Source organism: Labrenzia sp. PHM005 (assembly GCF_006517275.1).
GTDB lineage: Bacteria > Pseudomonadota > Alphaproteobacteria > Rhizobiales > Stappiaceae > Roseibium.
On sequence record NZ_CP041191.1, the window covers coordinates 1,453,091 to 1,474,193 of the forward strand.

Below are 21,103 nucleotides of genomic sequence, written 5' to 3' on the forward strand. Positions count from 1 at the left end.
TGGCACGCTAACCCAGCGCATCAGTTTCAATAAAGTGCGGGATGGTACGCCACATGGGGTCTCAAAAACTTCTGCTTCTGCCGGGTGACGGCATTGGCCCGGAAATCATGGTCGAGGTGAAAAAGGTCATCTCCTGGTTCAACGCCAAGGGTGGCATGGCCTTTGAAACCGAAGACGGTCTTGTCGGTGGATCTGCGTATGACGCGCACGGCCAGTCGATTTCTGAAGACGACATGGCAAAAGCCATGGCTGCAGATGCTGTGATCTTCGGTGCGGTCGGCGGTCCCAAATGGGACGACGTTCCTTACGAGGTCCGTCCGGAAGCAGGTCTCTTGCGCCTGCGTAAAGACATGGAGCTCTTTGCCAACCTGCGCCCAGCGATCTGTTATCCGGCGCTTGCTGATGCGTCGTCCTTGAAGAAAGATGTCATCGAAGGCCTCGATATCCTGATCGTGCGTGAGCTGACCGGCGGTGTTTACTTCGGTGAACCGAAGGAAATCACCGATCTCGGCAATGGCCAGAAGCGCGGCGTCGACACCCAGGTTTATGATACCTACGAGATCGAGCGCATCTCCAAGGTGGCCTTTGAACTGGCCCGCACCCGGAACAACAAAGTCACGTCCATGGAAAAACGGAACGTGATGAAGTCCGGTGTTCTGTGGAACGAAGTAGTTACCCAAACGCACGGCGCTGGCTACAAGGATGTTGAGCTGGAACACATGCTGGCCGATGCCGGCGGCATGCAGCTCGTGCGTTGGCCGAAGCAGTTCGACGTTATTGTCACTGACAACCTCTTTGGCGATATGTTGTCGGATGTTGCGGCCATGCTGACCGGTTCGCTCGGCATGTTGCCGTCTGCGTCTTTGGGCGCTCCGGATGCCAAGACCGGCAAGCGGAAGGCGCTCTATGAGCCTGTACACGGGTCTGCTCCGGACATCGCCGGGACGGGCGCTGCCAACCCGATTGCCATGATTGCCTCCTTTGGCATGGCCTTGCGTTATTCCTTTGAGGAAGTGGCAGCTGCCGACATGCTGGACAAGGCGATCGCCAACGCTTTGGAGAAAGGTCTGCGTACCAAGGACATTGCAGCTAGCGGTGAAGCGACGGTTTCGACCTCCGAAATGGGTGATGCCATCGTTGCAGAATTGGACGCATTGAACGGTTAAGCCAATTCCATGTTTGCACCTAAGGCTGTCACCGGGTATCCCGGTGGCAGCTTTCTCTTTTTTGTGACCTGATGAGATGATGACCGAAGACAAAATCGCACCCTTTCTCGGCACCTGGATCCTGGACGCGGCAGAATGCGATTTTGAACAGGGGGATCCGCCCAAGAGCGCGACGCTCAAGATCGAAGACAATTTTGGTATGGCCATCTTCACCATGAACCAGGTTTCGGCAGACGGCGAAGTCACCAACGACAGCTTTGAGGCTATGCCGGATGGGCCGGAAGTGAAGCTTGGAAAAAGCGGGCTCGTTGATGCCATGCGGCTGGTTTTTCAAAACGACCGCAACCTGGTGTCTGAAGCCCGGCGCGGTGGGTTGACGATTATGAAAGCTGAGCGCGAACTGTCTGATGATGGGCAAACGCTGACCGTGACTCAAACGGTTCACTTGGTAGATGTCGCGAGTTTCAAAAACATTTCCGTTTATCATCGCGCGCAGTAATGACACTGGAATCACTCGTCGAGAAAACGTCTTGGTCCGGTAAACCACGTACGGTGAGCGGAAAATCTGCATAGATTATTTTTATGCTATTGCAATTCCTGACGATAAAACCACGGGTAAGTTACGTAACGTAATGCGGAAAATTTACAATAGTGCCTAAAAAACAGGCGATGCAACCTAAAATTTAAAGGTGCATTAACCGCACTAATGAACCCTCGGATGAAATTTAGGAGGGTTCCATGTGGGATCAATTGTCAATTCGTATTAAAATTCCGGCCGCTATTTTAGGCTTCGCGCTCGCTGTCGGTACCGGAATAGGACTGAGCAGTTACGTTTCAGCTTCCAAAGAAATTCATTCTTTGACAGAAAACCGGCTTGAGGCCATAGCCGCCACCCGGGTCAGTGAAATGGCAGATTATCTGGATGCTATAGAGACCGATCTGAAACTGGTCAGCACGCTGCCCTATGCGCATTCAGCTTTGACGGCATTTGATAAAGCTTGGCAGGATGTGGACGGTAACCATACCGACGTTTTGAAGGCCGCCTATATCCGCAACAACCCACACCCCCTGGGTGAGAAGCATCTTCTGGATGCTGCAAACACTGGATCTGCTTATGACACGGCCCATGCGGAGTTCCATCCCTGGTTCCGTGAATTGCTGTTGGAGCGCGGGTACTACGATATCTTTCTGTTCAACACCAATGGCGATCTGATCTATACGGTGTTTAAGGAAGAAGATTACGCCACCAACTTCCGCGCAGGCGGCCCCTGGGCAGACACCGACCTCGGCCGGGCATTTCGAGCCGCGCATGAAGGGCAAGCCGGCGCTGTGCACTTTTTCGATTTTAAACCCTATGGACCAAGCCACGGTGCGCCGGCGAGCTTCATGTCGACGCCCATTAGTGAGAACGGCAAGAAGACGGGGGTTCTTGTCTTCCAGATGCCGATTGACCGGATCAATTCCATGATGAGCCGGTCTGCTGGGTTGGGTGAAACTGGTGAAACACTAATCGTTGGCGAAGACGGTTTGTTCCGCAACGATTCCAGGTTTACAGAGGAAAACGATATTCTGGCCACCCGGCTTGAAAGCGAAGCGGCGGAAACTGCGTTGAATGGACATACGGCGGTTTTCGCCGGTGACAGCCACCGGGCCAGTACATTTATTCAAGTCGGCCAACCGTTTGAATTCCGTGGAACCAATTGGGCAATCCTGGCCATGCAGGCGGAATCTGAAGCCATGGCCTCATTGGCCAACCTCCGGGCCTGGATGTTTTTTGCCGGACTGAGCCTTTTCGCCTTCGCGGCAGTTGGCGGGTACTGGTTGGCCCTGACGTTCACCCGCCCGCTTGGGCAGCTGATCGGGAATATCCGGGATCTCATTGATGGAAACTTCGATACCGATCTCAACGGCGGAGAGCGGGCTGATGAAATCGGAGATATGAAACGCGCCATGAAGATATTCCGGGACAATGCACTGGAGTGCAGACGGAATGAAGAGGCTGCTGAAGTGCGCCGGGCCCATGAGGACGCGCGGCGTTCGGAAATGGACAATCAGGTTAATCACTTCAAAACCCAGATTTCCGAAATACAGGCGCAGCTCTCCGCACAAACGGAAGTCATGGGGGCAACATCCGAAAAGATGGTCAGCATTGCAGAAGCCTCGGCGCAATCGGCGGAGGGAGCCCTTTCAGCAGCCCGTATGTCCGATGAGAGCGTACAGTCCTCGGCGTCCGCAGCTGAGCAGCTCAGAGTTTCCATTCAGGAAATCAACGGCCATACGTCCCGGGCTCTGACGATTTCCCGTGAAGCAGCAAAAACCGCGAAGTCCACGGATGACGATGTCAAAGACTTGGCGGGTACGGCCGAGAAAATCGGCGATGTCATCAACATGATCCGTGATATTGCCGAGCAAACCAATCTGCTAGCATTGAATGCAACGATCGAAGCGGCCCGCGCCGGCGAGGCAGGCAAGGGCTTTGCCGTTGTCGCAGCGGAAGTGAAGGAGCTGTCGACACAAACAGCCAAGGCAACGGATGAGATCTCCTCCCAGGTTGCTGCTGTTCAGACCTCGACAAACCGGGCTGTGGAAGCCATTCGCTCGATAGGCACGCAAATGGACAGCGTGGAAGAAGTCACCACCGGCATCGCAACGGCTGTTGATCAACAAGGTGCTGCGACCGGAGAAATCAGTGCTGCAATGTCCCAAGCCGCAAAGAGCAGCCGTGGCGCGACTGAAAATGTGAATGCGCTTCAGGAGCGTATTCAGGAAACACGCTCCAGTTCGAGTGAAGTCGAAGAGCTAACGGCCTCTCTTCACGATGTCAGCATCACATTGAGTACAGCGGTGAATGACTTCCTCAACAGTGACATTTGGGCGGATAGCCAAGACGAAGCGGCATAAACGGTCGCATTGATTGGTCTCAAATGTCTTGGATTGGCCGGACAGAAAAATTGGAAATGGCTATCCTCTATGATAGCGATGCAGCATCTATTGTTTGAGGGCAGCCCTTTCCATGAAGCAGATCATCAGTGCCGTTGCGCTCCTGGTTCCAGACTATGATGACGGTTTGGCGTATTATGTGGGAGTGCTTGGGTTCGATCTTATCGAAGACACAGAGCTCGCCCCAGGAAAGCGTTGGGTGCTGGTGGCACCCAAGGGTAGTTCTGAGACCAGACTACTGTTGGCCAAGGCCGATGGTTCAGACCAGGAGCAAGCAATTGGCAGTCAAACCGGCGGCCGTGTGTTTCTGTTTTTGACAACGGATGATTTTGACCGGGATTTTGCAGCCATGTCAGCGCAGGGCGTAACCTTTTTGGAAGACCCGCGCTGTGAGCCTTACGGTAAAGTTGTCGTTTTTCAGGATCCGTTTGGGAACAAGTGGGACCTCATTCAACCTGCATAACGGTTTTGATCTCCTCAGGTCGCCATATCGTTCTGCATAGCCGAGATTGCCCGGCGCATATAGTCCAGGAACTGTTCAGTTTCCTGCTCAGATAATCCCGCCAACGCGATGGTGTTTTGCGCCATCGCCGCTTCAACAGCGTCGTTCTTCAGAGCCCTTGCCTGGTCCGTCAAATGGATGCGCTGAACCCGGCCGTCTTCTTCGCAAGGTTTTCGCACAATAAGGCCGTCGCGCTCCATCCTTGAGAGCGTATTCGCCAGGGTCGCTTGCTCAATATCGAGCAGGCCAACCAGATCTTTTTGTGTCTGGCCTTCTTTCTGCCAAAGCGCCAAAAGCGCCGGAAATTGCCCGGTCGCGAGCCCCAAAGGTTTGATCCGCCGCTGGAGACCGGAGGCAAACAACCGGGCCATGTGATTGGCCAGGTAGCCTGCTGAAAAATTTTTTTCGAATGTCATGGCTTGCATATACGATATATAGCATACTATATAAATAAATATAGCTTGCTATGTAAAGAGATTCGAAATGCAACAGACACGTTCGATTTGTACTGCTCTAGCGCTCTTTGCTGGGCTTGCCGGTCCGATCACTCAAACCGCCCTGGCTGAAAATGCCCAGACTTCAGACGCCGTCACCCTGATCAATGCTTTTGAAGTGCAGGCCAAAGATGTTGATGCCACGATCGAGGCCTGGAAAAAGGCGCGTGACTTTCTTCAAAACCAACCGGGATACATCGATACAAAGTTGCACCGAGCGATCATGCCCAAGGCGAAATTCCAACTAATCAACATTGCGAAATGGGAAAGTCCGGCGGCCTTCAAAGCTGCGATCAGCAACTTCCACAAGAGCCCGGATGCGACGAAATTCCGGGGAGTCATCTTCTATCCGGCGCTTTATGTGCCGGTTGAGCAGGAGGCGGGATCATGAATACTGCTGGTCTGATAAATCCCCGAACACTCCATTGGCTGATTGCCGCGTCCATCGGGCTGGCCCTTGCAACTGGTCATGCCATGACGTTTCCGGATCAGATCAATATCACACTGCTCCGATTGCACCTGGGTTTCGGGTTTCTCGGCGGTGTATTGGCACTGGTACGGCTCGCAATCTGGTTTGTTGCCGGTCCTCCGCCCAGAGTGTTTGCCGAGCAAGCCGCAGTCCTCGAAATAGGCTCTAAACTGGTTCATGGATTGCTCCGGTTGGTGCCAATCGTTCTTTTGGTCAGCGGTGCCGGAATGTTGGTGGTATCTGGAGCAGCGCCCTTAATCCTGGCTGGAACGGCGCCGGATCCAGCGCAGCTTGCGCAAGTCCCGCCAAGAAACCTTCATCACTTGGCGGCAGCAATTCTGCTGTTTCTTATTGTCTTGCACAGCGGAGCTGCACTCTGGCATTGGTTGGCCGGGCATAAGTCCCCCGTTAAGCTCACAGTTGAGTAGTGCCACAACGACAAAGGCTGCCTCTGGGGCAGCCTTTTCTTTGCTCGCTGATAGCTTACCAGTTCCGAATTAAAGAAAATCAGTCTCTGATTTTAGCGGACGCGCCATCAGTGTGTTCAAAGCCTCGTCAATGGTCATGTCTTCGCCAACCATGCGGGCAACCGTCTCACAGATCGGGACTTCGATGTCATGTTTTTGGGCGAGTTTGACCGCAACTTGAGCCGAAAACGCCCCTTCGGCCAGTTTGCCGCCAGCTGCAATTAATTCCGATGCCATGAAGCCTTCGCCGAGGCGCATGCCGAAAGAAAAATTCCGGGACTGGGTGGACGAACAGGTCAGCACCAGATCGCCAAGACCGGAGAGACCAGTCAGCGTTTCGCCTTGTGCGCCCATGACGCTGCCGAGACGGCTCAGTTCCGCAAACCCGCGCGCGGTCAGGGCCGCTTGCGCGCTGGCACCCAGTTTCCGTCCGGCCACTGCACCGCAGGCGATCGCAAGCACGTTTTTCAGTGCGCCACCGATCTGGGTCCCCAGCACGTCGATGGACGCATAGGGGCGAAAACATGCTGATTGCAGTGCTTCGCAGAGGTGAAGCGCGGTTCTGGCCGTATTGGCTGCGACCGTGACGGCGGTCGGCAGCCCGCGCGCAACATCGTCGGCAAAACTTGGGCCGGACAACACCCCCGGTTCAACACCCGGCAGTTCCTCTTTCATGACTTGGGACAGCAATTTGCCGGTTGTCTGTTCAATACCCTTTGCACACAACACGATCGGTCCGCGCACTGCGCCAGTTTCTTTCAATTCACTCAGCATGGTTCGCGTTGATTGCGCCGGGGTTACGAGAAGGATGGCGTCGGTATCTGCAGCTTCTTGTAAAGACGAGGTGGCGTTCAGGTCTTCGTCAAACGTAATACCGGGCAAATAGCGGGCGTTTTGCTGTTGAGCGCGGATTTCCGACACCGTTCCCGGATCCCGGGCCCAAAGCCGCACGGTGGTTCCCGCCCGGGCGGCAGTGAGCGCGAGCGCAGTTCCCCAAGCGCCGCCGCCGATGACGCCGACCGACTTAATGGCCCCCATTGATCTGCCCTTCCATACGCGACCGTAATGTTTCAAGCTGCGCTCCAAACCCTTGAAAAAACCGGGTCTCGGACGGCGCTTCATCTGAAAACAAATCGACCCAGAACAGGCGGAACCGAATCGGGGGTCCGCCCGCACTTGGCGTCATTTCAAAATGTTCCCATTCATCAGCCGGTTTTTCAGGGATCCATCCGTGAAAATGCCGCCTGCGATGAAGGCCGTCGAGAATTCCAGGCACATTTTTGATGATGTGATCCTGGTCCGCGAACGATTCGAAGGCGATATCCAAGGAAAGTCCGGTTTCCTCGGAAAATTCACGATGGGCCCCTTGCAGGTAGCTTTCACCCGGATCGAGCGTCCCGCCCGGCACCTGAAGATCCGGGCGTGGATTGTCCGCTTCTTCAAACACCAGCAGCTCCGGTCCGCAGGTCAGATAGACATAGGCTTTGTGATAAATCTGCAAGGCAGGGATCCGTTCAGGAGATTTCGTGCCCCTACCTAGCAGCGGAAATGTGGCGCGAAAAGGTGTAAGCGGCATTCAGTTCATTGCTGCGATGTATCCGGTTTGCAGCAACGGTGCATAACGGATCTGAATTGTCAGGCTCTGCCTGGGTGCGGCAATATATCCAGTCGGCAACGGTTGATTGACCGTTGGTTTTTCGCAGCTAACGGTTGGCCAGCACACCAAAGATTAACGCGTCTGACCTAGTCCTATTTCCAAAGGGAAATATGCAGCGGTTCAGGTCATGGAAACTCTTGAGATTGCCGTCACGACGTTCGTCAGAGCATTGGCAGCGATTGTGGTTCCTTCAGAGCGGATTTTTTTCCTATATGCGTTCGGTGCGCTCGCGATCACCTATCTTCTGTACCGGTACAGGAAACCGGCAGTTGCCTTTTTAAAGTACTGTTTCCCGAAGGAAATCTTGTTCCACAAGTCGGCCAAGCAGGACTATCTGTTTTATTTCCTTTTGGCTCTGTGTAAGGGCGTGCTTGTTGTTGCTCCTTTGGCATGGCTGGGCAGCGGCATTCACGATTGGTGGGTTGCTCCAGCGGTTGCGCAAGCAGGAGAGGGGGCAAGTGCCGGTCTTTGGCCGATGATCGCCTTTTCATTTGTGCTTTTGATTGCTTTTGACTTTGCAATCTTCTTCACCCATTACCTGCAGCATAAGGTCCCCATTTTGTGGGAGTTCCATAAAGTCCATCATTCAGCGGAAGTACTGACACCGATCACCGTCTTCCGGATGTCTCCGGTCGATTTGCTGGTCACGGGGGCGGCGGTCATTCTTTGCGAGTCCGGTGCAAGAGCTCTTTGGCTGATGTTCGTCGGCCCCGCTCCCGACATCCTGACAATCTTCGGCATAAATGCCGGCATCTTCCTGTTCTATCTGTTGGGCTACAACTTACGGCATTCGCACATTTGGTTGTCGTATCCGGCCTGGCTCAGCGGCCATCTGGTGAGCCCTGCCATGCACCAGATCCATCACAGCAGTGAGATCCGGCACTGGGACAAGAACATGGGACTGGTCTTTTCCTGGTGGGATTGGCTGTTCGGTACGCTGTACATTCCAAAAGAAAAAGAGACGTTCAAACTGGGCATCAACGGCGAGGAAGCCAATCCGTTTCATGCAACGCACGAGATGTTATGGAAGCCATTTGTTTGGGCTTGGGCGCGGATCAGTACCCGGGCGAAACAGCTGCTATCCGTGTTTGCCGCCTGCCTAGTTTGTGTTCTGGGACCGACGCAAGACAGCGTGGCCAAGGAAAGTTACACACCGCCCTCGCTTCACCTGGAAGAGCTGACCTGGACAGAGGTGAAGAAGGCGCTTGAGGCCGGCTATACGCAAGTCATCATCCCTTCCGGGGGAACTGAGCAGAACGGCCCGCATATGGTGCTGGGCAAGCACAATATTGTGGTGCGCCACACGTCTGGAGCACTCGCCCGGGAGCTTGGGGACACTCTGGTTGCGCCAGTGGTGACCTATGTCCCAGAGGGGAACATCGATCCTCCGACGGGGCATATGCGGTTTGCCGGGACCCTGACGGTCTCTGAAAGGACGTATCAAGACGTTTTGGTCAGTACCGCTGAAAGCCTGCTCCAGCATGGGTTTGCGCACATCTATCTGATTGGGGATAGCGGCAGCACGCAGTCTTCGCAGCAGGCAGCGGCTGACCGGGTTAATGGCGGTTGGTGGTGGTCCGGCCCTCCGAAGGTTTTTCATATTGGCGATTATTATTTTCCGGAAAAAAACCGGCAGATCGCGTCGTTGGAACAAGATGGTTTTAGCCTGGAGCAAATCGGTACCCACGCCGGTATCCGCGATACGTCGGAAGTTCTTGCGCTTTGGCCGGCAGGGATCCGCGACCTCGAGACTGCGGTTCCAGGTGCTTTAACTCCAGGCGGGGAAACCGGCGTGATCGGCGATCCGGCGCTTGCGAGCGTCGAGATTGGTCAGATGATGCTGGATTTAAAGGTACAGGCGGCCTTGGCGCAGATCCGGTCGCTTATGGAATAACGAACCAGTCCGTCGACAGAATTCTCTTTTCAAGATTAGACCTTGGCGCCCTTTTTGCCGGCGCCCAGGACACCGGCGTTTGTCTGGTCGAGCGGCCAGCGGGGACGGGGTGGCAGGCTCATGTCATCGACCGGGCCTTCTTGCAGGCGTTCGATCCCTGCCCAGGCAATCATGGCCGCATTGTCGGTGCACAGCGCCATTGGCGGGGCAACAAAACGCGCGCCTGCTTCCTCAGCTGCAGCGAGCAGGCTAGAGCGGATTTCCTGGTTGGCGGCCACACCACCTGCAACCACAATGGCCGGTGGCGTCTCCGGATAGCGATCCTGGAACAGATCCAAAGCGCGTTTTGTCCGCGCTGCCAAGACATCGGCAACCGCACGCTGGAACGCTGCGCAGAGATCGGCGATCGTCTGTTCGTCGACCGGTTCCAGCTTTTTGGCCTGCGTGCGCAAGGCCGTCTTTAGTCCAGCAAAGGACATGTCGAGACCCGGGCGGTCGAGCAGAGGACGCGGCAGTTTAAACCGGGTCACATCGCCCTTAAGGGCCATTTTTTCAACATGCGGGCCTCCGGGATAGGGCAGGCCAAGCAGTTTGGCAGTCTTGTCGAAAGCTTCGCCAATAGCATCGTCGATGGTCGTCCCAAGCCGTTTGTAGTCGCCGACACCGCGCACCAGCAGAAACTGGCTGTGACCACCGGAGACCAGCAGCAAGAGGAACGGAAATTCCAGATCGTCTGTCAGGCGCGCTGTCAGGGCATGGCCTTCCAAGTGATTGACGCCGACCAGTGGTTTTCCGGCCGCCATGGCAATCGCCTTGGCTGTCATGAAACCCACGATCACACCGCCGATCAGTCCTGGGCCAGCAGTGGCAGCCACCGCATCGATATCATCCCAGGAACAGTTTGCGTCTTGGAGTGCCTCGGCGACGATCCGGTCAAGGATCTCGATATGGGCACGGGCCGCGATTTCTGGAACCACACCCCCAAATTCGGTGTGTTCGTCAATTTGGGAGCGGATCACATTTGATAGAACATCTTTGTCTTTCGGGCCGCGCACCACCGCAGCTGCGGTTTCGTCGCAGCTGGTTTCGATCCCCAGAACCGTCAAACACGTATCTTCTTGGCTTGAATTGACGAAGGTCATTGGTCTTGCAGCAAAGGTTTGTGATAGGTCATGTCAACAAGAAGACACTTAAGACCCGGCGCACTCACTGCTGGGCGTAGCATTTGGACGGTAAACCTTGCAATCAAATCCTTTGCGCATCGGCACAAGAGGCAGCGCGCTGGCACTGGCTCAGGCACATGAAACCCGCTCCCGGCTGATGGCAGCACACGACCTGCCGGAAGATGCCTTCGAGATCGTGGTGATCAAAACGTCCGGCGACCAGATCCAGGATCGGCCACTCTCTGAAGTGGGCGGCAAGGGCCTGTTCACCAAGGAAATCGAAGAAGCGATGCTGGATGGTCGGATTGATCTGGCGGTGCATTCGTCCAAGGACATGCCAACAGTTCTTCCGGATGGATTGGCGCTGACCGCTTTCCTTCCACGTGAAGATGTGCGCGATGCGTTTTTGTCGCCCAAGGCAAAAACCTTGATGGACTTGCCGCATGGCGCTGTCGTCGGATCGAGCTCTTTGCGCCGCCAGGCCATGATCAAGCGCCTGCGGCCGGATATCGATGTGGTCATGTACCGGGGCAACCTGCAGACCCGCCTACGGAAACTTTCTGAAGGTGCGGTTGATGCAACGCTGCTCGCCTATGCCGGGCTGCGGCGCCTTGGGCTTGACGGAGAAGTGACCAGCCTTTTGGAAACCGAGGATTTCCTTCCGGCAGTCGGCCAAGGTGCCATTTGTATTGAAAGCCGGGAAGGTGACGAGAAAACACTCAAGATGCTACAGGCAATCCACGACCCGGATACGCAGGTCCGGCTTGATGCGGAAAGGGCGTTTCTTGCGGTGCTTGACGGCTCCTGCCGCACACCGATTGGTGGATTGGCGACCGTCAACGGTGATGTGTTGACGCTTCAAGGCATTGTCTTGAAACCGGATGGAACAGAGGTTCATGAAGAAGTCCGCTCTGGTCCGGTCACTGACGCCGTCGAGATCGGCAAGGCTGCAGGTGAGGCCCTGAAATTAAAGATGGGTCCCGGGTTTCTGGCAGGCCACTGATTCGATGCGTTTGCTTGTCACACGGCCGCAACCGGACTGCAAAAGAACGGCAGGCCGGCTGCGCGCCCTGGGGCATATTGCAGATGAACTGCCGCTTTTGGTTTTCAAACCTCAGCCTCCTGAGAAATTTGATCTTTCCAATGTCTCGGCCTTGGCAATTACCAGCCGCCGGGCCGTGGATGTTCTGGTGGGGCATCCCCAATTTCCGGAAATGAAAACTCTTCCAGTCTTTACGGTTGGAGACAGGACCGCAGAAGCCTGCCGGGACGTGGGCTTTGCAAGCGTCCGGTCTGCCGAATCGGATGTTTCAGGGCTTGCGTCGCTAATTCTGGCTTCCAAGGAAGAAACGAGCGGCGGTGCGGTGCTTTATCCGGCTGCTCAGGAGCGGGCCGGAGACCTTGGAGAGTTGTTGGAAACCGGTGGTCGTCGCTGCCAGACGGTGCCGGTCTACCGGATGGAACCGGTTCAGGACCTGCCGGACACAATTGCTGCCGCACTGGCAGATGGAAACTATCAAGGTGTGCTAATTTTTTCGCGCCGCACAGGTGAAACTCTAAGCACCCTGCTAAAGGCTAATGGTCTTGGCCATATTTTCTCCAGTTTGCCAGTCTACGCGATTTCTGGGCAGGCTGCGGGTTCTTTGGGCGATTTTGGATGCATATATACTGCAAAGGTTCCCCGGGAAGATGCACTCATCGATCTGGTCTTAGCTAATTGTTAACCAGAACCGGGGGAGTCGTTGTATTGCAGCGCAAGACACATTGCCGCAGCGGTACCGCTTCACAAAGAGGCGTGTATAGTGAAGATCTTGCGGCCGGCCGGGTTCAGGAGGAATAAAGATGGCAACCGATAAGAAATCTCCCGGCGGACCTACATCATCCGATGGCAAGGATTCAGGAGCATCTTCGAAACCGGGAAGTCCATCATCCGGGTCGTCTTCTTCTGGTTCCAAACGCCCGGTGACAATCGATTTGAAGCCTGAAAAAGTCAGCGACAAAACCGCTACTGCGGGCAAATCTGCCGACCCAGCGAGCTCATCCTCCGCTTCAAGCTCTTCCAAAAGCACCACAGGGGCATCTGCAACTAGTGGATCAAAGACGAGTGAAACAAGCACGTCGTCTTCTGCGCGCCCATCCAGCTCCTACTCCTCGTCCAAGACGACGGGTAGTTCCACCACTGGAACAGGTTCTTCGACATCAACCGCAAAAACTGCAAAACCGGAAACTTCGGCCAGCGGAAAAAGCGGGTCAACGTCCAGCACATCCAGCAGCAAACCATCGGCTGCCAGTAGCACGTCACGGACCTCCGGTTCGGCGAGCTTCTCAAACCCGCCTGCGGCGCAGGAAAGCAATGGCGTTGGCGCGTTTGGTGTTTTGATTGCCGCAGTCATCGGCGGGGTCTTGGTGCTCGGTGGCGGTTTTGGCCTCTATCAGGCCGGATTGATCAAGCTGACACCAGAGCCGGATCAGCAGATGACGCGCGCACTGACAGCAGCGCAGAAAAAGATCACTGAGCTGGAAAGCCAACTTAGCGACTTTGGTACCAAATTGTCCGGTCAGGATAGCAGCAGTGCAGTATCAGCGCTTGAAAACAAGTTGGCAGGCCTAGAGGAAAAGGTTGCTGACGCGGCCAACGCGGGCGGTAGCGACGCTGCCGCAGCAGTCGATGCCTTGAAGAAAGACGTTGAAGCTCTCAAATCCGATCTGTCTTCTATCAGCACTGGGACAGGTGAGGGAGCTCCGGTCAATCTGCAGCCGTTGCAAGACCGCCTTGCAAGCGTTGAGGAGTCCATCAAATCGGCCTCATCGGTTGATCTTGGGCCGATTGAGACCCGTTTGAGTGACTTGGAGGGCGGGTCCAGTGCAGCCGCGTCAGAGGCTGGCAAGATTTCAGGATCAGTCACCGCGCTTGAAGGTGACGTCAAATCCATTGAAACCAAACTGACGGAATTGCAGACCAGGCTACAAAACACCGAAGCAACCGCCAAGGCTGCCCAGACAGCCGTGTCCACGTCCGATGTTTCGCTCAAAACTCTGGCCGACAGCCAGGCTCGCGCCACGGAAACGCTGTCGAGCCTGTCTTCAGACATTCAGTCGGTTGGGGCCGCGAATACGGCCGCTCTTGAAGATGTCCGTGCAGAACTCGACGCTTTGTCCAAGCGGCTGGCGCAAGTGGAATCGACCATGGGCGATGCGACGGCCCGGGAAACCGCAGCCCGTGCGCTGTCTGTCTCTGCTTTGAAATCAGCTGTCGATTCCGGCAGGCCGTATGAAACCGAACTGGCTGCGGTCAAGGCGGGTCTCCCAGCTGGAATGGATATCTCCGCCCTGGAAAGCCACGCCAAAACTGGTGTCGAACCGGTATCTGTTCTGATTGCGCAATTCCCGAATGTGGCGCGCTCTGTCTATCAGACATTTTCTGAGCCGGAAGAATCAGGGGATGTTCTGGAGAGTTTTCTGGCAAGCGCCCGCTCGTTGGTTGCGGTTCGCGGACCGGGCAATACGGATGGAACCGGTCCGGATGCGGTTCTGCGCCGGATGGAAAATGCCGTTTCCAAAGGCGATCTGAGCGCAGCGATCGCAGCCTCCAAGGAGCTGCCGGATGCCGGACAAAAAGCTGCGGCTGATTGGACGGCCCGGGCGCAAGCGCGTGTAGAAGTCGATGCATTGACGGAAAAGGCCTCTCAGGAAGTTCTGAACGCCTTGTCCGGGAAAAGTTAAACCAGAGGCCGGGCAACGGCCTTTTGGACTTGAGACCTTATTGCCGGCATATGCCGGCGCATCTTGGGAGCGACACCGATGATCCGCGTCCTTATCTTTTTTGCACTGCTGTTCCTGGCCACCCTTGGGTTTGCCTGGATGGCGGATCTTCCTGGAACGATAGCTGTCAGCTGGAACGGTTATGTTTGGGAACAGCCGCCTGTGGTGGTAGCGCTTGTCGTCGGTATTGCACTCTTTGCCTTTCTGATTGCCGTCTGGTTGATCCGGGTCATTTTGAAATCACCGCAGATCGCGGGACGGTTTTTCAAACAGCGCCGCAAGGACAAAGGCTACAACGCGTTGTCGCAAGGGTTGATCGCTCTTGGCACCGGCAATGCCAAACAGGCCCGCAAGCATGGCCTGGAAGCCGACAAGCTCCTCGGTGAAGAGCCTGCAACAAAACTGCTGTTGGCGCAGTCCGCACAGCTGGCAGGTCGCGACGATGAGGCACGGCAACGGTTTGAAGAGATGTTAGATGATCCGGCGACCAAACCGCTGGGCCTGCACGGTTTGTTCATTGAAGCCGAGCGCCACAAAGAGCCGGTGGCGGCCCGCCACTACGCGGAAGAAGCGGTCAAAGCCTCGCCCAGCCTGGAATGGGCCGGCAAAGCGGTGCTTGGATATCAGGCAGTTGCCCACCATTGGGATGACGCGCTGAAAAGCCTTGAACGGAACTATGCCGCCAAGCTCTTGGATAAAAAGGCCTACCGCCGTCAGCGGGCGGTCATCCTGACAGCCTTGGCGCTCAAGCTGGAAGACGGCGGCGATCCGGACCGGGCGTTCTCCCTTGCAAAAGAAGCGCATGGTTTGGCGCTTGATCTTGTGCCGGCCGCTGTTGTCACTGCGCGCCTTGCGACCCGCCGCGGCGATATCCGCAAAGCGTCCAAGGTTCTGGAAGCAACCTGGCGCCTGTCGCCCCATGCCGAACTCGCCGAGGCTTATGCGCATGTGCGCACCGGCGATTCTGCGGTCGACCGCTTGAAACGCGTGAAAACGCTCTCCTCACAGCGGGCCAACACCCCGGAAGGGGCGATGGCCATTGCCAAGGCTGCCATGGAAGCGCGCGAATTTGATGAGGCGCGGGCACAGCTTAAAAAGGTGCTGCAGTCCGAGCCGACCCGGGCCGCATTTCTGTTGATGGCCGAATTGGAAGATGCGGAAACCGGCGACAAGGGCCGGATGCGCGATTGGCTGGCCCGTGCGGTCAAAGCGCCGCTCGACAAGGCCTGGATTGCCGACGGTATCGTGTCGGCCGAGTGGCATGCGGTTTCACCTTTGACCGGCAAGCTGGATGCCTTCCAGTGGGCGGTGCCGAGCGGTCTTCAGGAAGATGAAGGCGCGCTTTTGGAAGACAGCCTCTTTGAGGCGCCGGTCTTGCCGAGCCCTTCCGAGGCAACTAGTCCTGCAGCGTCACAAGAAACACCAGTGGACGTGACCCCGGTAAAAGAAACTGCGGCAGACGCGCCGAAAGTGGTTGAGCTGGAAGCTGAGCCAAAGACCGAAACGGCACCTGCCGAACAACCTGCTGAAAAAGATGCCCCGGCACCGAAGGCCGCTCCGGCATCGGCCGAAGCTGAGGTTGCCGCCAAAGAAGGTTATGAAGGCACAACGGACGATGTCCGGTTTGCACCGGCATTGAAAGACCTGCCCGACAGTCCTGCGGCCACTTCTAAACCCGCAACTCCGGCGCCTGCGGAACCGGCAAAAGACAGGGAAACAATGGAGAAAAAGCCGGATACCACGTCAGCCTCTCCTGAAAAGGCCAAGGAAACTCCGGTTGCCAAAGAACCTGCCGAGCCTGCTGCCAGCAAAGAAAAGACCGCTGCAACGGACGATCTGAACCGGCCCATTGAGTTTCCCTTGTCCCGTATGCCTGATGATCCGGGTACCGATGACAAGGATGGTGACGGAGAAGATAAACCGGCCCGGCCGCGCTTCTTCAACTAGTGCGGCTGTGATGTCTGTCTGAGGTTTCGAACCTCAGCTGGGACCTTTGAGGCGAACTTGTGCCCATCGCTTTTGGAGCCGTGAAAAGCCCTTGCATCCGGCCAAAAGCTCCGCTAATTAACCGCCCACTTGTGCAGCGTAGTTTTGTCATTCGCTGCACGTGAGGGTAGTCTCTATTGTGAAGAGACCTAAGCCGCTGTAGCTCAGATGGTAGAGCACGTCATTCGTAATGATGGGGTCGTAGGTTCGAGTCCTATCAGCGGCACCAGTTCTTTTAAGATTTGGAAGTTTCTGTAGGGAATGCGTTCGCATTTTTTATGCGTTTTGCGACATCCAGTTCCCGGCGTTTGTCTTGCTGGGTTTAAACCAAATGCCAAGGATAGTAGATTTTTTTCGCTCTCAATTGCCCTTTTGCTTTTGAAACTTCCTGGCGGTACACATTCTCTAGTCCAAATATCTCCAGCATACTTAGTACTGTTTTTCTGGCTATCGAGGTGCCCAGATATGGATTTTGAAGACGAGTATTTTGGTACTGCGGCGCAGATAACTGTGTCGAGGCGTGCTCGTGATTTATGGAAATTGGTTCGAAATGACCCACGCTTCTCCTACAATGGCCGAATTGTCGCAGTTGCCGGTGATGTTGGTGACGAAACTGCAGATAAACTAGCGGTTCTTGCTCGCTTACAAGGCTCAACCACTTGCCACTTTTTGCCCAAGGAGAAGGAGGAAATAGTCCAGCGTTCAGTGAAAAAACAGGGATTGGCAACGAATGTCTGGGAGTTCTGCAAAGGAGGCAAGTTGGCATATGAAATGGCTCAGGACGTCCTTACGCAATATCAGCTCCCATCAGATCTTTCGGTCACAACGTTATGTGAATCCACCGATCCATCATTTGTAAGAGATTTCGCCTTGATGGTTGGAGAGTGCGGCGTCCTTGTGATGGCTGGACGGGTCATGCGAGGCGTCGATATTCCGGGCATCACACTGGCAGCGGTTGATGGATCGGGGAAAGTGATCGCCAGCGCCTGGGGATACAAATGCTACCATCCGCAAAGCCCGTTTTCAGACCATGCTTTTTGGGGCGGTCTTACTTGTCACGTAGATCGGCGGGGGCAAAAGATTGCTCTGATCCTGGGTGCTCTTAGTATTGTGCAATTGTGGGAAAAGCTTGATGTGCGTGGGGTTTGTACCGGAATAGCACGCGACAACACCGCTTCATTTGCGCTCTGCGAAAAACTAAATGTTCTGAAATCCGATCAGATTGGATTGGGAGTAAGCGATCCCAAAATGTTTCAGGGTGCGACACTGACAAAATAATCTGAAGTACAAAAAATAGCGGCAGGCTTTTTGCCTACAGCGAACCCTCGGGCTCTAAAATGGGCATCTATGCAACAAGCTGTCTTGTGTTTCAGGCGAAACCGGCGCCTGGTTCCGGACTATTTTGCTTTGGCGTTGTCTAATCTGATGATTTGGAAATCGCAGAACTAGATACTTTCCCAAAAAGATAACTAACTCCCCCGTGATGTCATTTTACATTCCCATCTGAATTAGCAAAAACTGAAAACCGGTGGAGACGTGTCTCCGGATCAAGGCTGGATGAAGCTTTTTATTGAGAGAGGCGTGCCAAGGGCGCAACAATCCGGATAAGCTGATGTCCAGCAAGAATGCGCGGCGGCCCGCGCGGCCAAGCCGAGCCTGAACACAAACAAATGGGCCGGCCTAGGAGGAGGAAAAATCATGGACTTTAAGGCGGTACTTGGCGCGGCGCTTTTAGCGGTTGGCGCGACATCGGTGAGCGCAGCGGATTATGAGTTCAATCTGCACCATTTCCTAAGTGAGAAAGCTCCGGCCCATTCCAAAATGCTGGCGCCCTGGGCCAAGCAAGTCGAGGAAAATTCCGGCGGTAAGATTGCGATTGAGATCTATCCGGCCATGACACTTGGCGGCCGCCCTCCGGAGCTGATCAACCAGGTCCGTGATGGTGTTGTCGATCTTGTCTGGACTGTGAACGGCTACACGCCGGGCCTCTTCCCGCGCTCGGAAGTTTTTGAACTGCCGGGTGTGCACAAGAACGACACCGCCGCGACCAACCTGGCTTTGAAAGAGCTTTTTGAGAGCGATCTCAAAGACGACTACAAGGGCGTTGAAGTGATGTTCCTCCATGTGCATGCCGGTCAGGGCATTCACATGCGCGATGCGGAAGTCAGAAAAGTTGCCGATCTTGAAGGCAAGAAGATGCGCATTCCGACCCGCACGGGTGCCTGGGTGATTGAGGCGCTGGGCGCGTCTCCGGTCGCCATGCCGGTTCCGGAACTGCCGCCAGCACTGCAAAAAGGTGTTATTGATGGGGCGCTGATCCCCTGGGAAATCATTCCGCCGCTGAAAATCCAGGAGCAAACCGAGTATCAGATTGAAGGCGCGGACAAGGAGCGTTTCGGCACCACCGTCTTCCAGGTCTCCATGAACAAAGACCGTTGGGACAGCCTGCCGGAGGATGTCCAAAAGGCGTTCCGCGATGCGTCTGATGCAGCCTGGTCCAAGCAGGTCGGCGACATCTGGGCTGGGGCCGACGATTTCGGCATTGGTTTGGCCGTCAAGGCCGGCAACAAGCACATCACGTTGACCCCAGAAGAAACTGCCGAATTCAATGCAGCGCTTGAGCCGGTTGTCGGCCGCTGGGTCGAAGAAGTTTCCGGTAAGGGCATCGATGGTGAAGTGCTGGTCGACAAGGCACGGGCCGCGATCGCGAAGAATGCGTCCAACTGATGCCGGCAAATGATATGAAAGGTGGTCCCGGCTTTGCCGGGATTGCCATCCAGATCATCACCTATTGGGCTCTGGCCGGCGGCCTTGTTCTGCTGCTCGTTGTCGCCGTGAACATGGCCTCGATTATTGGAGCAATGTTCGGCAAGCCGTTCCCAGGTGATTTTGAATTGACCGAAATGGGCGTTGCGATTGCCGTGTTTGCCTTCCTGCCCTACTGCCAGCTGACAGGCGCAAATGTGTCAGCCGATATCTTCACAGCTGGAGCCTCGAAGCGGTTGATTGCCTTTTTCACCCTGCTCGGCTCGCTGACCGCCCTTGGTTTTGCCTGCCTTCTCATTTGGCGCATGTACTACGGCATGCTCGATCAGAAGGAATACGGCTACACTACAACGATCCTGCAAATACCGCATTGGATGGCGTTCGTTCCGATCCTTGTTTCCCTGGCTTTGCTTGCTTTGGCAGCGCTGGTCACCTTGATGCGCGACACGTCGGCTCTGTCGAAAGGATAATAATAAATGGCAGACGCTGTTCTTCTGGGCGTGGGCGGGCTCGTCGTTCTGATTATCCTGATCGCCATTCGCATTCCGATCGCCTATGCCATGATCCTGGTCGGCGGTGTCGGCACCATGTTGCTGAACGGCCCGGCCCTAGTCTTCAGCCAGCTGAAGACTTTGGCTTATGGCCAGTTTTCGATTTACGACCTGTCCGTTGTACCGATGTTTGTGCTGATGGGCGCGATCGCCTCTAAAACTGGGCTCAGCCAGGCCTTGTTCCGCGGAGCCAATGCCTGGCTTGGCTGGTTGCGCGGCGGCACCGCTATGGCCGCCATAGCCGGATGCGCAGGCTTTGGTGCTGTCTGTGGCTCGTCTCTGGCGACGGCCTCGACCATGGGCAAGGTCGCCCTGCCGGAATTGCGCCGCTACAAGTATTCCGGCGCGCTCGCGACCGGCACTTTGGCGGCGGGCGGTGTTTTGGGCATCCTCATCCCGCCCTCCGTCGTTCTGATCATTTATGCGATCATTGTGGAAGCCAACATCGTCACGATGTTCATGGCCGCGTTCTTGCCCGGCTTTCTGGCGGTGATCCTGTTCCTCTTGACCATCGCCATCTATGTCGCGATCAAACCGGAAGCCGGCCCCAAAGGCGGTAAACCGGACCGCCAAGAGTTCATCGAGGCGACGGCCGGCATGATCCCGGTCCTGTTTATCTTCGCGCTGGTGATCGGCGGGATTTACTTCGGCTTTTTCAATCCCACCCCTGCTGCGGCTGCAGGTGTGTTTTTGGTTCTCATTTTTGGCGTTGCGCAGCGCAAGTTGTCGAAACCTGACTTTGTCGCGGCGCTAAAAGAAACCGCATCAACGTCAGGCATGATCTATCTGATTATCCTGGGCGCGGAACTTTTAAAAATCTTCATGTCCCGGGTCCGCCTGCCACAGGAAACAGCCGCCTGGATTGCTGGGTCCGGCATGGAGCCGATGACGGTTCTGATCCTGTTGCTTATTGCGCTCATTCTGCTGGGCTGCCTGATGGACAGCCTGTCGATGATCCTGTTGGTGATCCCGTTCTTCTGGCCGGTTCTGGTGGAGATCAACGGCGGTCTCTACCAAGGTGCAGACGGTGCCGGCTATGGCATGAGCACCGAGGACCTGAAGATTTGGTTCGGGATCCTGGCGCTCATTGTGGTGGAGCTTGGGCTGATCACGCCGCCGGTGGGCATGAATGTCTTCGTGATATCTTCGCTTGCCCGCGACACACCGATGATCGAGACATTCAAGGGCGTTGCGCCGTTCTTCGGGGCCGAGCTCGTCCGTGTTGTGCTTCTGGTGAGTTTTCCGGCACTGACGCTCTGGCTGCCAAGAGTTTTGAGCTGAAATTA

General features: G+C 55.6%; 21 protein-coding genes and 1 tRNA gene. 16 read left to right on the plus strand and 6 right to left on the minus strand.

Translation table 11 applies throughout. The annotated features are described in order from the left end of the window. Nucleotides 1–53 precede the first annotated feature (53 nt). From leuB to FJ695_RS06615, 4 genes are all read left to right on the plus strand, one after another. Nucleotides 54–1,166, plus strand: coding sequence for a 3-isopropylmalate dehydrogenase (gene leuB, locus FJ695_RS06600; RefSeq protein WP_141184700.1), 1,113 nt, complete (start codon nucleotides 54–56; stop codon nucleotides 1,164–1,166). Nucleotides 1,167–1,242: 76 nt separating this feature from the next. Then, nucleotides 1,243–1,665 carry a hypothetical protein gene (locus FJ695_RS06605; RefSeq protein WP_209010945.1) on the plus strand — a complete coding sequence of 141 codons (423 nt, stop codon included), beginning with the start codon at nucleotides 1,243–1,245 and terminating at the stop codon, nucleotides 1,663–1,665. Nucleotides 1,666–1,904: 239 nt separating this feature from the next. Continuing rightward, nucleotides 1,905–4,067: a methyl-accepting chemotaxis protein gene (locus FJ695_RS06610; RefSeq protein WP_141184701.1), complete on the plus strand. Its 2,163-nt coding sequence runs from the start codon at nucleotides 1,905–1,907 to the stop codon at nucleotides 4,065–4,067. A 112-nt stretch (nucleotides 4,068–4,179) separates the two neighbouring features. Further along, entirely contained in the window at nucleotides 4,180–4,569 is a 390-nt protein-coding gene (locus tag FJ695_RS06615; RefSeq protein ID WP_141184702.1) for a VOC family protein, read from the plus strand. A gap of 14 nt (nucleotides 4,570–4,583) precedes the next feature. Here the strand turns inward: FJ695_RS06615 and FJ695_RS06620 are convergent, their stop codons facing one another. Further along, a complete protein-coding gene (locus tag FJ695_RS06620; RefSeq protein ID WP_168206286.1) occupies nucleotides 4,584–5,024 on the minus strand; it encodes a MarR family winged helix-turn-helix transcriptional regulator in 441 nt (146 codons plus the stop codon). 67 nt (nucleotides 5,025–5,091) lie between these two features. Here FJ695_RS06620 and FJ695_RS06625 point away from each other — a divergent pair, with 67 nt between their 5' ends. Together FJ695_RS06625 and FJ695_RS06630 are read left to right on the plus strand one after the other, a co-directional pair. Next, complete coding sequence (locus FJ695_RS06625) at nucleotides 5,092–5,493, plus strand: antibiotic biosynthesis monooxygenase (RefSeq protein WP_141184704.1); 402 nt, start codon at nucleotides 5,092–5,094, stop codon at nucleotides 5,491–5,493. Beyond that, nucleotides 5,490–5,999 (plus strand): cytochrome b, encoded by a 510-nt coding sequence (locus FJ695_RS06630; RefSeq protein ID WP_141184705.1) that lies wholly within the window; start codon nucleotides 5,490–5,492, stop codon nucleotides 5,997–5,999. The genes FJ695_RS06625 and FJ695_RS06630 overlap by 4 nt, the downstream gene beginning before the upstream one ends. A gap of 69 nt (nucleotides 6,000–6,068) precedes the next feature. Here FJ695_RS06630 and FJ695_RS06635 read toward each other — a convergent pair whose 3' ends face one another. Continuing rightward, nucleotides 6,069–7,076, minus strand: coding sequence for an NAD(P)H-dependent glycerol-3-phosphate dehydrogenase (locus tag FJ695_RS06635; RefSeq protein ID WP_141184706.1), 1,008 nt, complete (start codon nucleotides 7,074–7,076; stop codon nucleotides 6,069–6,071). Then, nucleotides 7,063–7,539: an NUDIX domain-containing protein gene (locus FJ695_RS06640; protein WP_141184707.1), complete on the minus strand. Its 477-nt coding sequence runs from the start codon at nucleotides 7,537–7,539 to the stop codon at nucleotides 7,063–7,065. The genes FJ695_RS06635 and FJ695_RS06640 overlap by 14 nt, the downstream gene beginning before the upstream one ends. Nucleotides 7,540–7,822: 283 nt before the next feature. Here FJ695_RS06640 and FJ695_RS06645 point away from each other — a divergent pair, with 283 nt between their 5' ends. Beyond that, the gene (locus FJ695_RS06645; protein WP_141184708.1) at nucleotides 7,823–9,589 is read left to right on the plus strand and encodes a creatininase family protein; all 1,767 of its coding nucleotides are present in this window, start codon (nucleotides 7,823–7,825) and stop codon (nucleotides 9,587–9,589) included. Nucleotides 9,590–9,624: 35 nt separating this feature from the next. On the opposite strand, the gene tsaD is transcribed toward FJ695_RS06645, so the two are convergent. Beyond that, entirely contained in the window at nucleotides 9,625–10,695 is a 1,071-nt protein-coding gene (tsaD, locus tag FJ695_RS06650) for a tRNA (adenosine(37)-N6)-threonylcarbamoyltransferase complex transferase subunit TsaD (RefSeq protein ID WP_141188609.1), read from the minus strand. A 133-nt stretch (nucleotides 10,696–10,828) separates the two neighbouring features. Between tsaD and hemC the strand changes: the two genes are divergently transcribed. Then, complete coding sequence (hemC, locus tag FJ695_RS06655) at nucleotides 10,829–11,755, plus strand: hydroxymethylbilane synthase (protein ID WP_141184709.1); 927 nt, start codon at nucleotides 10,829–10,831, stop codon at nucleotides 11,753–11,755. A gap of 4 nt (nucleotides 11,756–11,759) precedes the next feature. Then, entirely contained in the window at nucleotides 11,760–12,476 is a 717-nt protein-coding gene (locus FJ695_RS06660; RefSeq protein WP_141184710.1) for a uroporphyrinogen-III synthase, read from the plus strand. Here the strand turns inward: FJ695_RS06660 and FJ695_RS06665 are convergent. After that, on the minus strand, nucleotides 12,462–12,869 hold the full coding sequence (locus FJ695_RS06665; protein ID WP_141184711.1) for a hypothetical protein: 408 nt from the start codon (nucleotides 12,867–12,869) through the stop codon (nucleotides 12,462–12,464). The genes FJ695_RS06660 and FJ695_RS06665 overlap by 15 nt on opposite strands. A gap of 27 nt (nucleotides 12,870–12,896) precedes the next feature. Then, nucleotides 12,897–13,145 (minus strand): hypothetical protein, encoded by a 249-nt coding sequence (locus FJ695_RS06670; RefSeq protein WP_141184712.1) that lies wholly within the window; start codon nucleotides 13,143–13,145, stop codon nucleotides 12,897–12,899. Between FJ695_RS06670 and FJ695_RS06675 the strand changes: the two genes are divergently transcribed. From FJ695_RS06675 to FJ695_RS06705, 7 genes are all read left to right on the plus strand, one after another. Beyond that, complete coding sequence (locus FJ695_RS06675) at nucleotides 13,129–14,475, plus strand: COG4223 family protein (protein ID WP_209010946.1); 1,347 nt, start codon at nucleotides 13,129–13,131, stop codon at nucleotides 14,473–14,475. The two genes, FJ695_RS06670 and FJ695_RS06675, sit on opposite strands and share 17 nt — an antisense overlap. A gap of 78 nt (nucleotides 14,476–14,553) precedes the next feature. Beyond that, nucleotides 14,554–16,461 carry a heme biosynthesis protein HemY gene (locus tag FJ695_RS06680; protein WP_141184713.1) on the plus strand — a complete coding sequence of 636 codons (1,908 nt, stop codon included), beginning with the start codon at nucleotides 14,554–14,556 and terminating at the stop codon, nucleotides 16,459–16,461. A 192-nt stretch (nucleotides 16,462–16,653) separates the two neighbouring features. Beyond that, a tRNA-Thr gene (locus FJ695_RS06685) sits at nucleotides 16,654–16,729 on the plus strand. Between the two features lie 236 nt (nucleotides 16,730–16,965). Then, nucleotides 16,966–17,778 carry a hypothetical protein gene (locus tag FJ695_RS06690; RefSeq protein WP_141184714.1) on the plus strand — a complete coding sequence of 271 codons (813 nt, stop codon included), beginning with the start codon at nucleotides 16,966–16,968 and terminating at the stop codon, nucleotides 17,776–17,778. 420 nt (nucleotides 17,779–18,198) lie between these two features. Next, nucleotides 18,199–19,227, plus strand: a complete 1,029-nt coding sequence (locus FJ695_RS06695) for a TRAP transporter substrate-binding protein (RefSeq protein ID WP_141184715.1) — start codon at nucleotides 18,199–18,201, stop codon at nucleotides 19,225–19,227. Beyond that, on the plus strand, nucleotides 19,227–19,736 hold the full coding sequence (locus tag FJ695_RS06700; RefSeq protein WP_141184716.1) for a TRAP transporter small permease: 510 nt from the start codon (nucleotides 19,227–19,229) through the stop codon (nucleotides 19,734–19,736). The genes FJ695_RS06695 and FJ695_RS06700 overlap by 1 nt, the downstream gene beginning before the upstream one ends. A 6-nt stretch (nucleotides 19,737–19,742) precedes the next feature. Beyond that, the gene (locus tag FJ695_RS06705) at nucleotides 19,743–21,098 is read left to right on the plus strand and encodes a TRAP transporter large permease (protein ID WP_141184717.1); all 1,356 of its coding nucleotides are present in this window, start codon (nucleotides 19,743–19,745) and stop codon (nucleotides 21,096–21,098) included. Nucleotides 21,099–21,103: the final 5 nt, after the last annotated feature.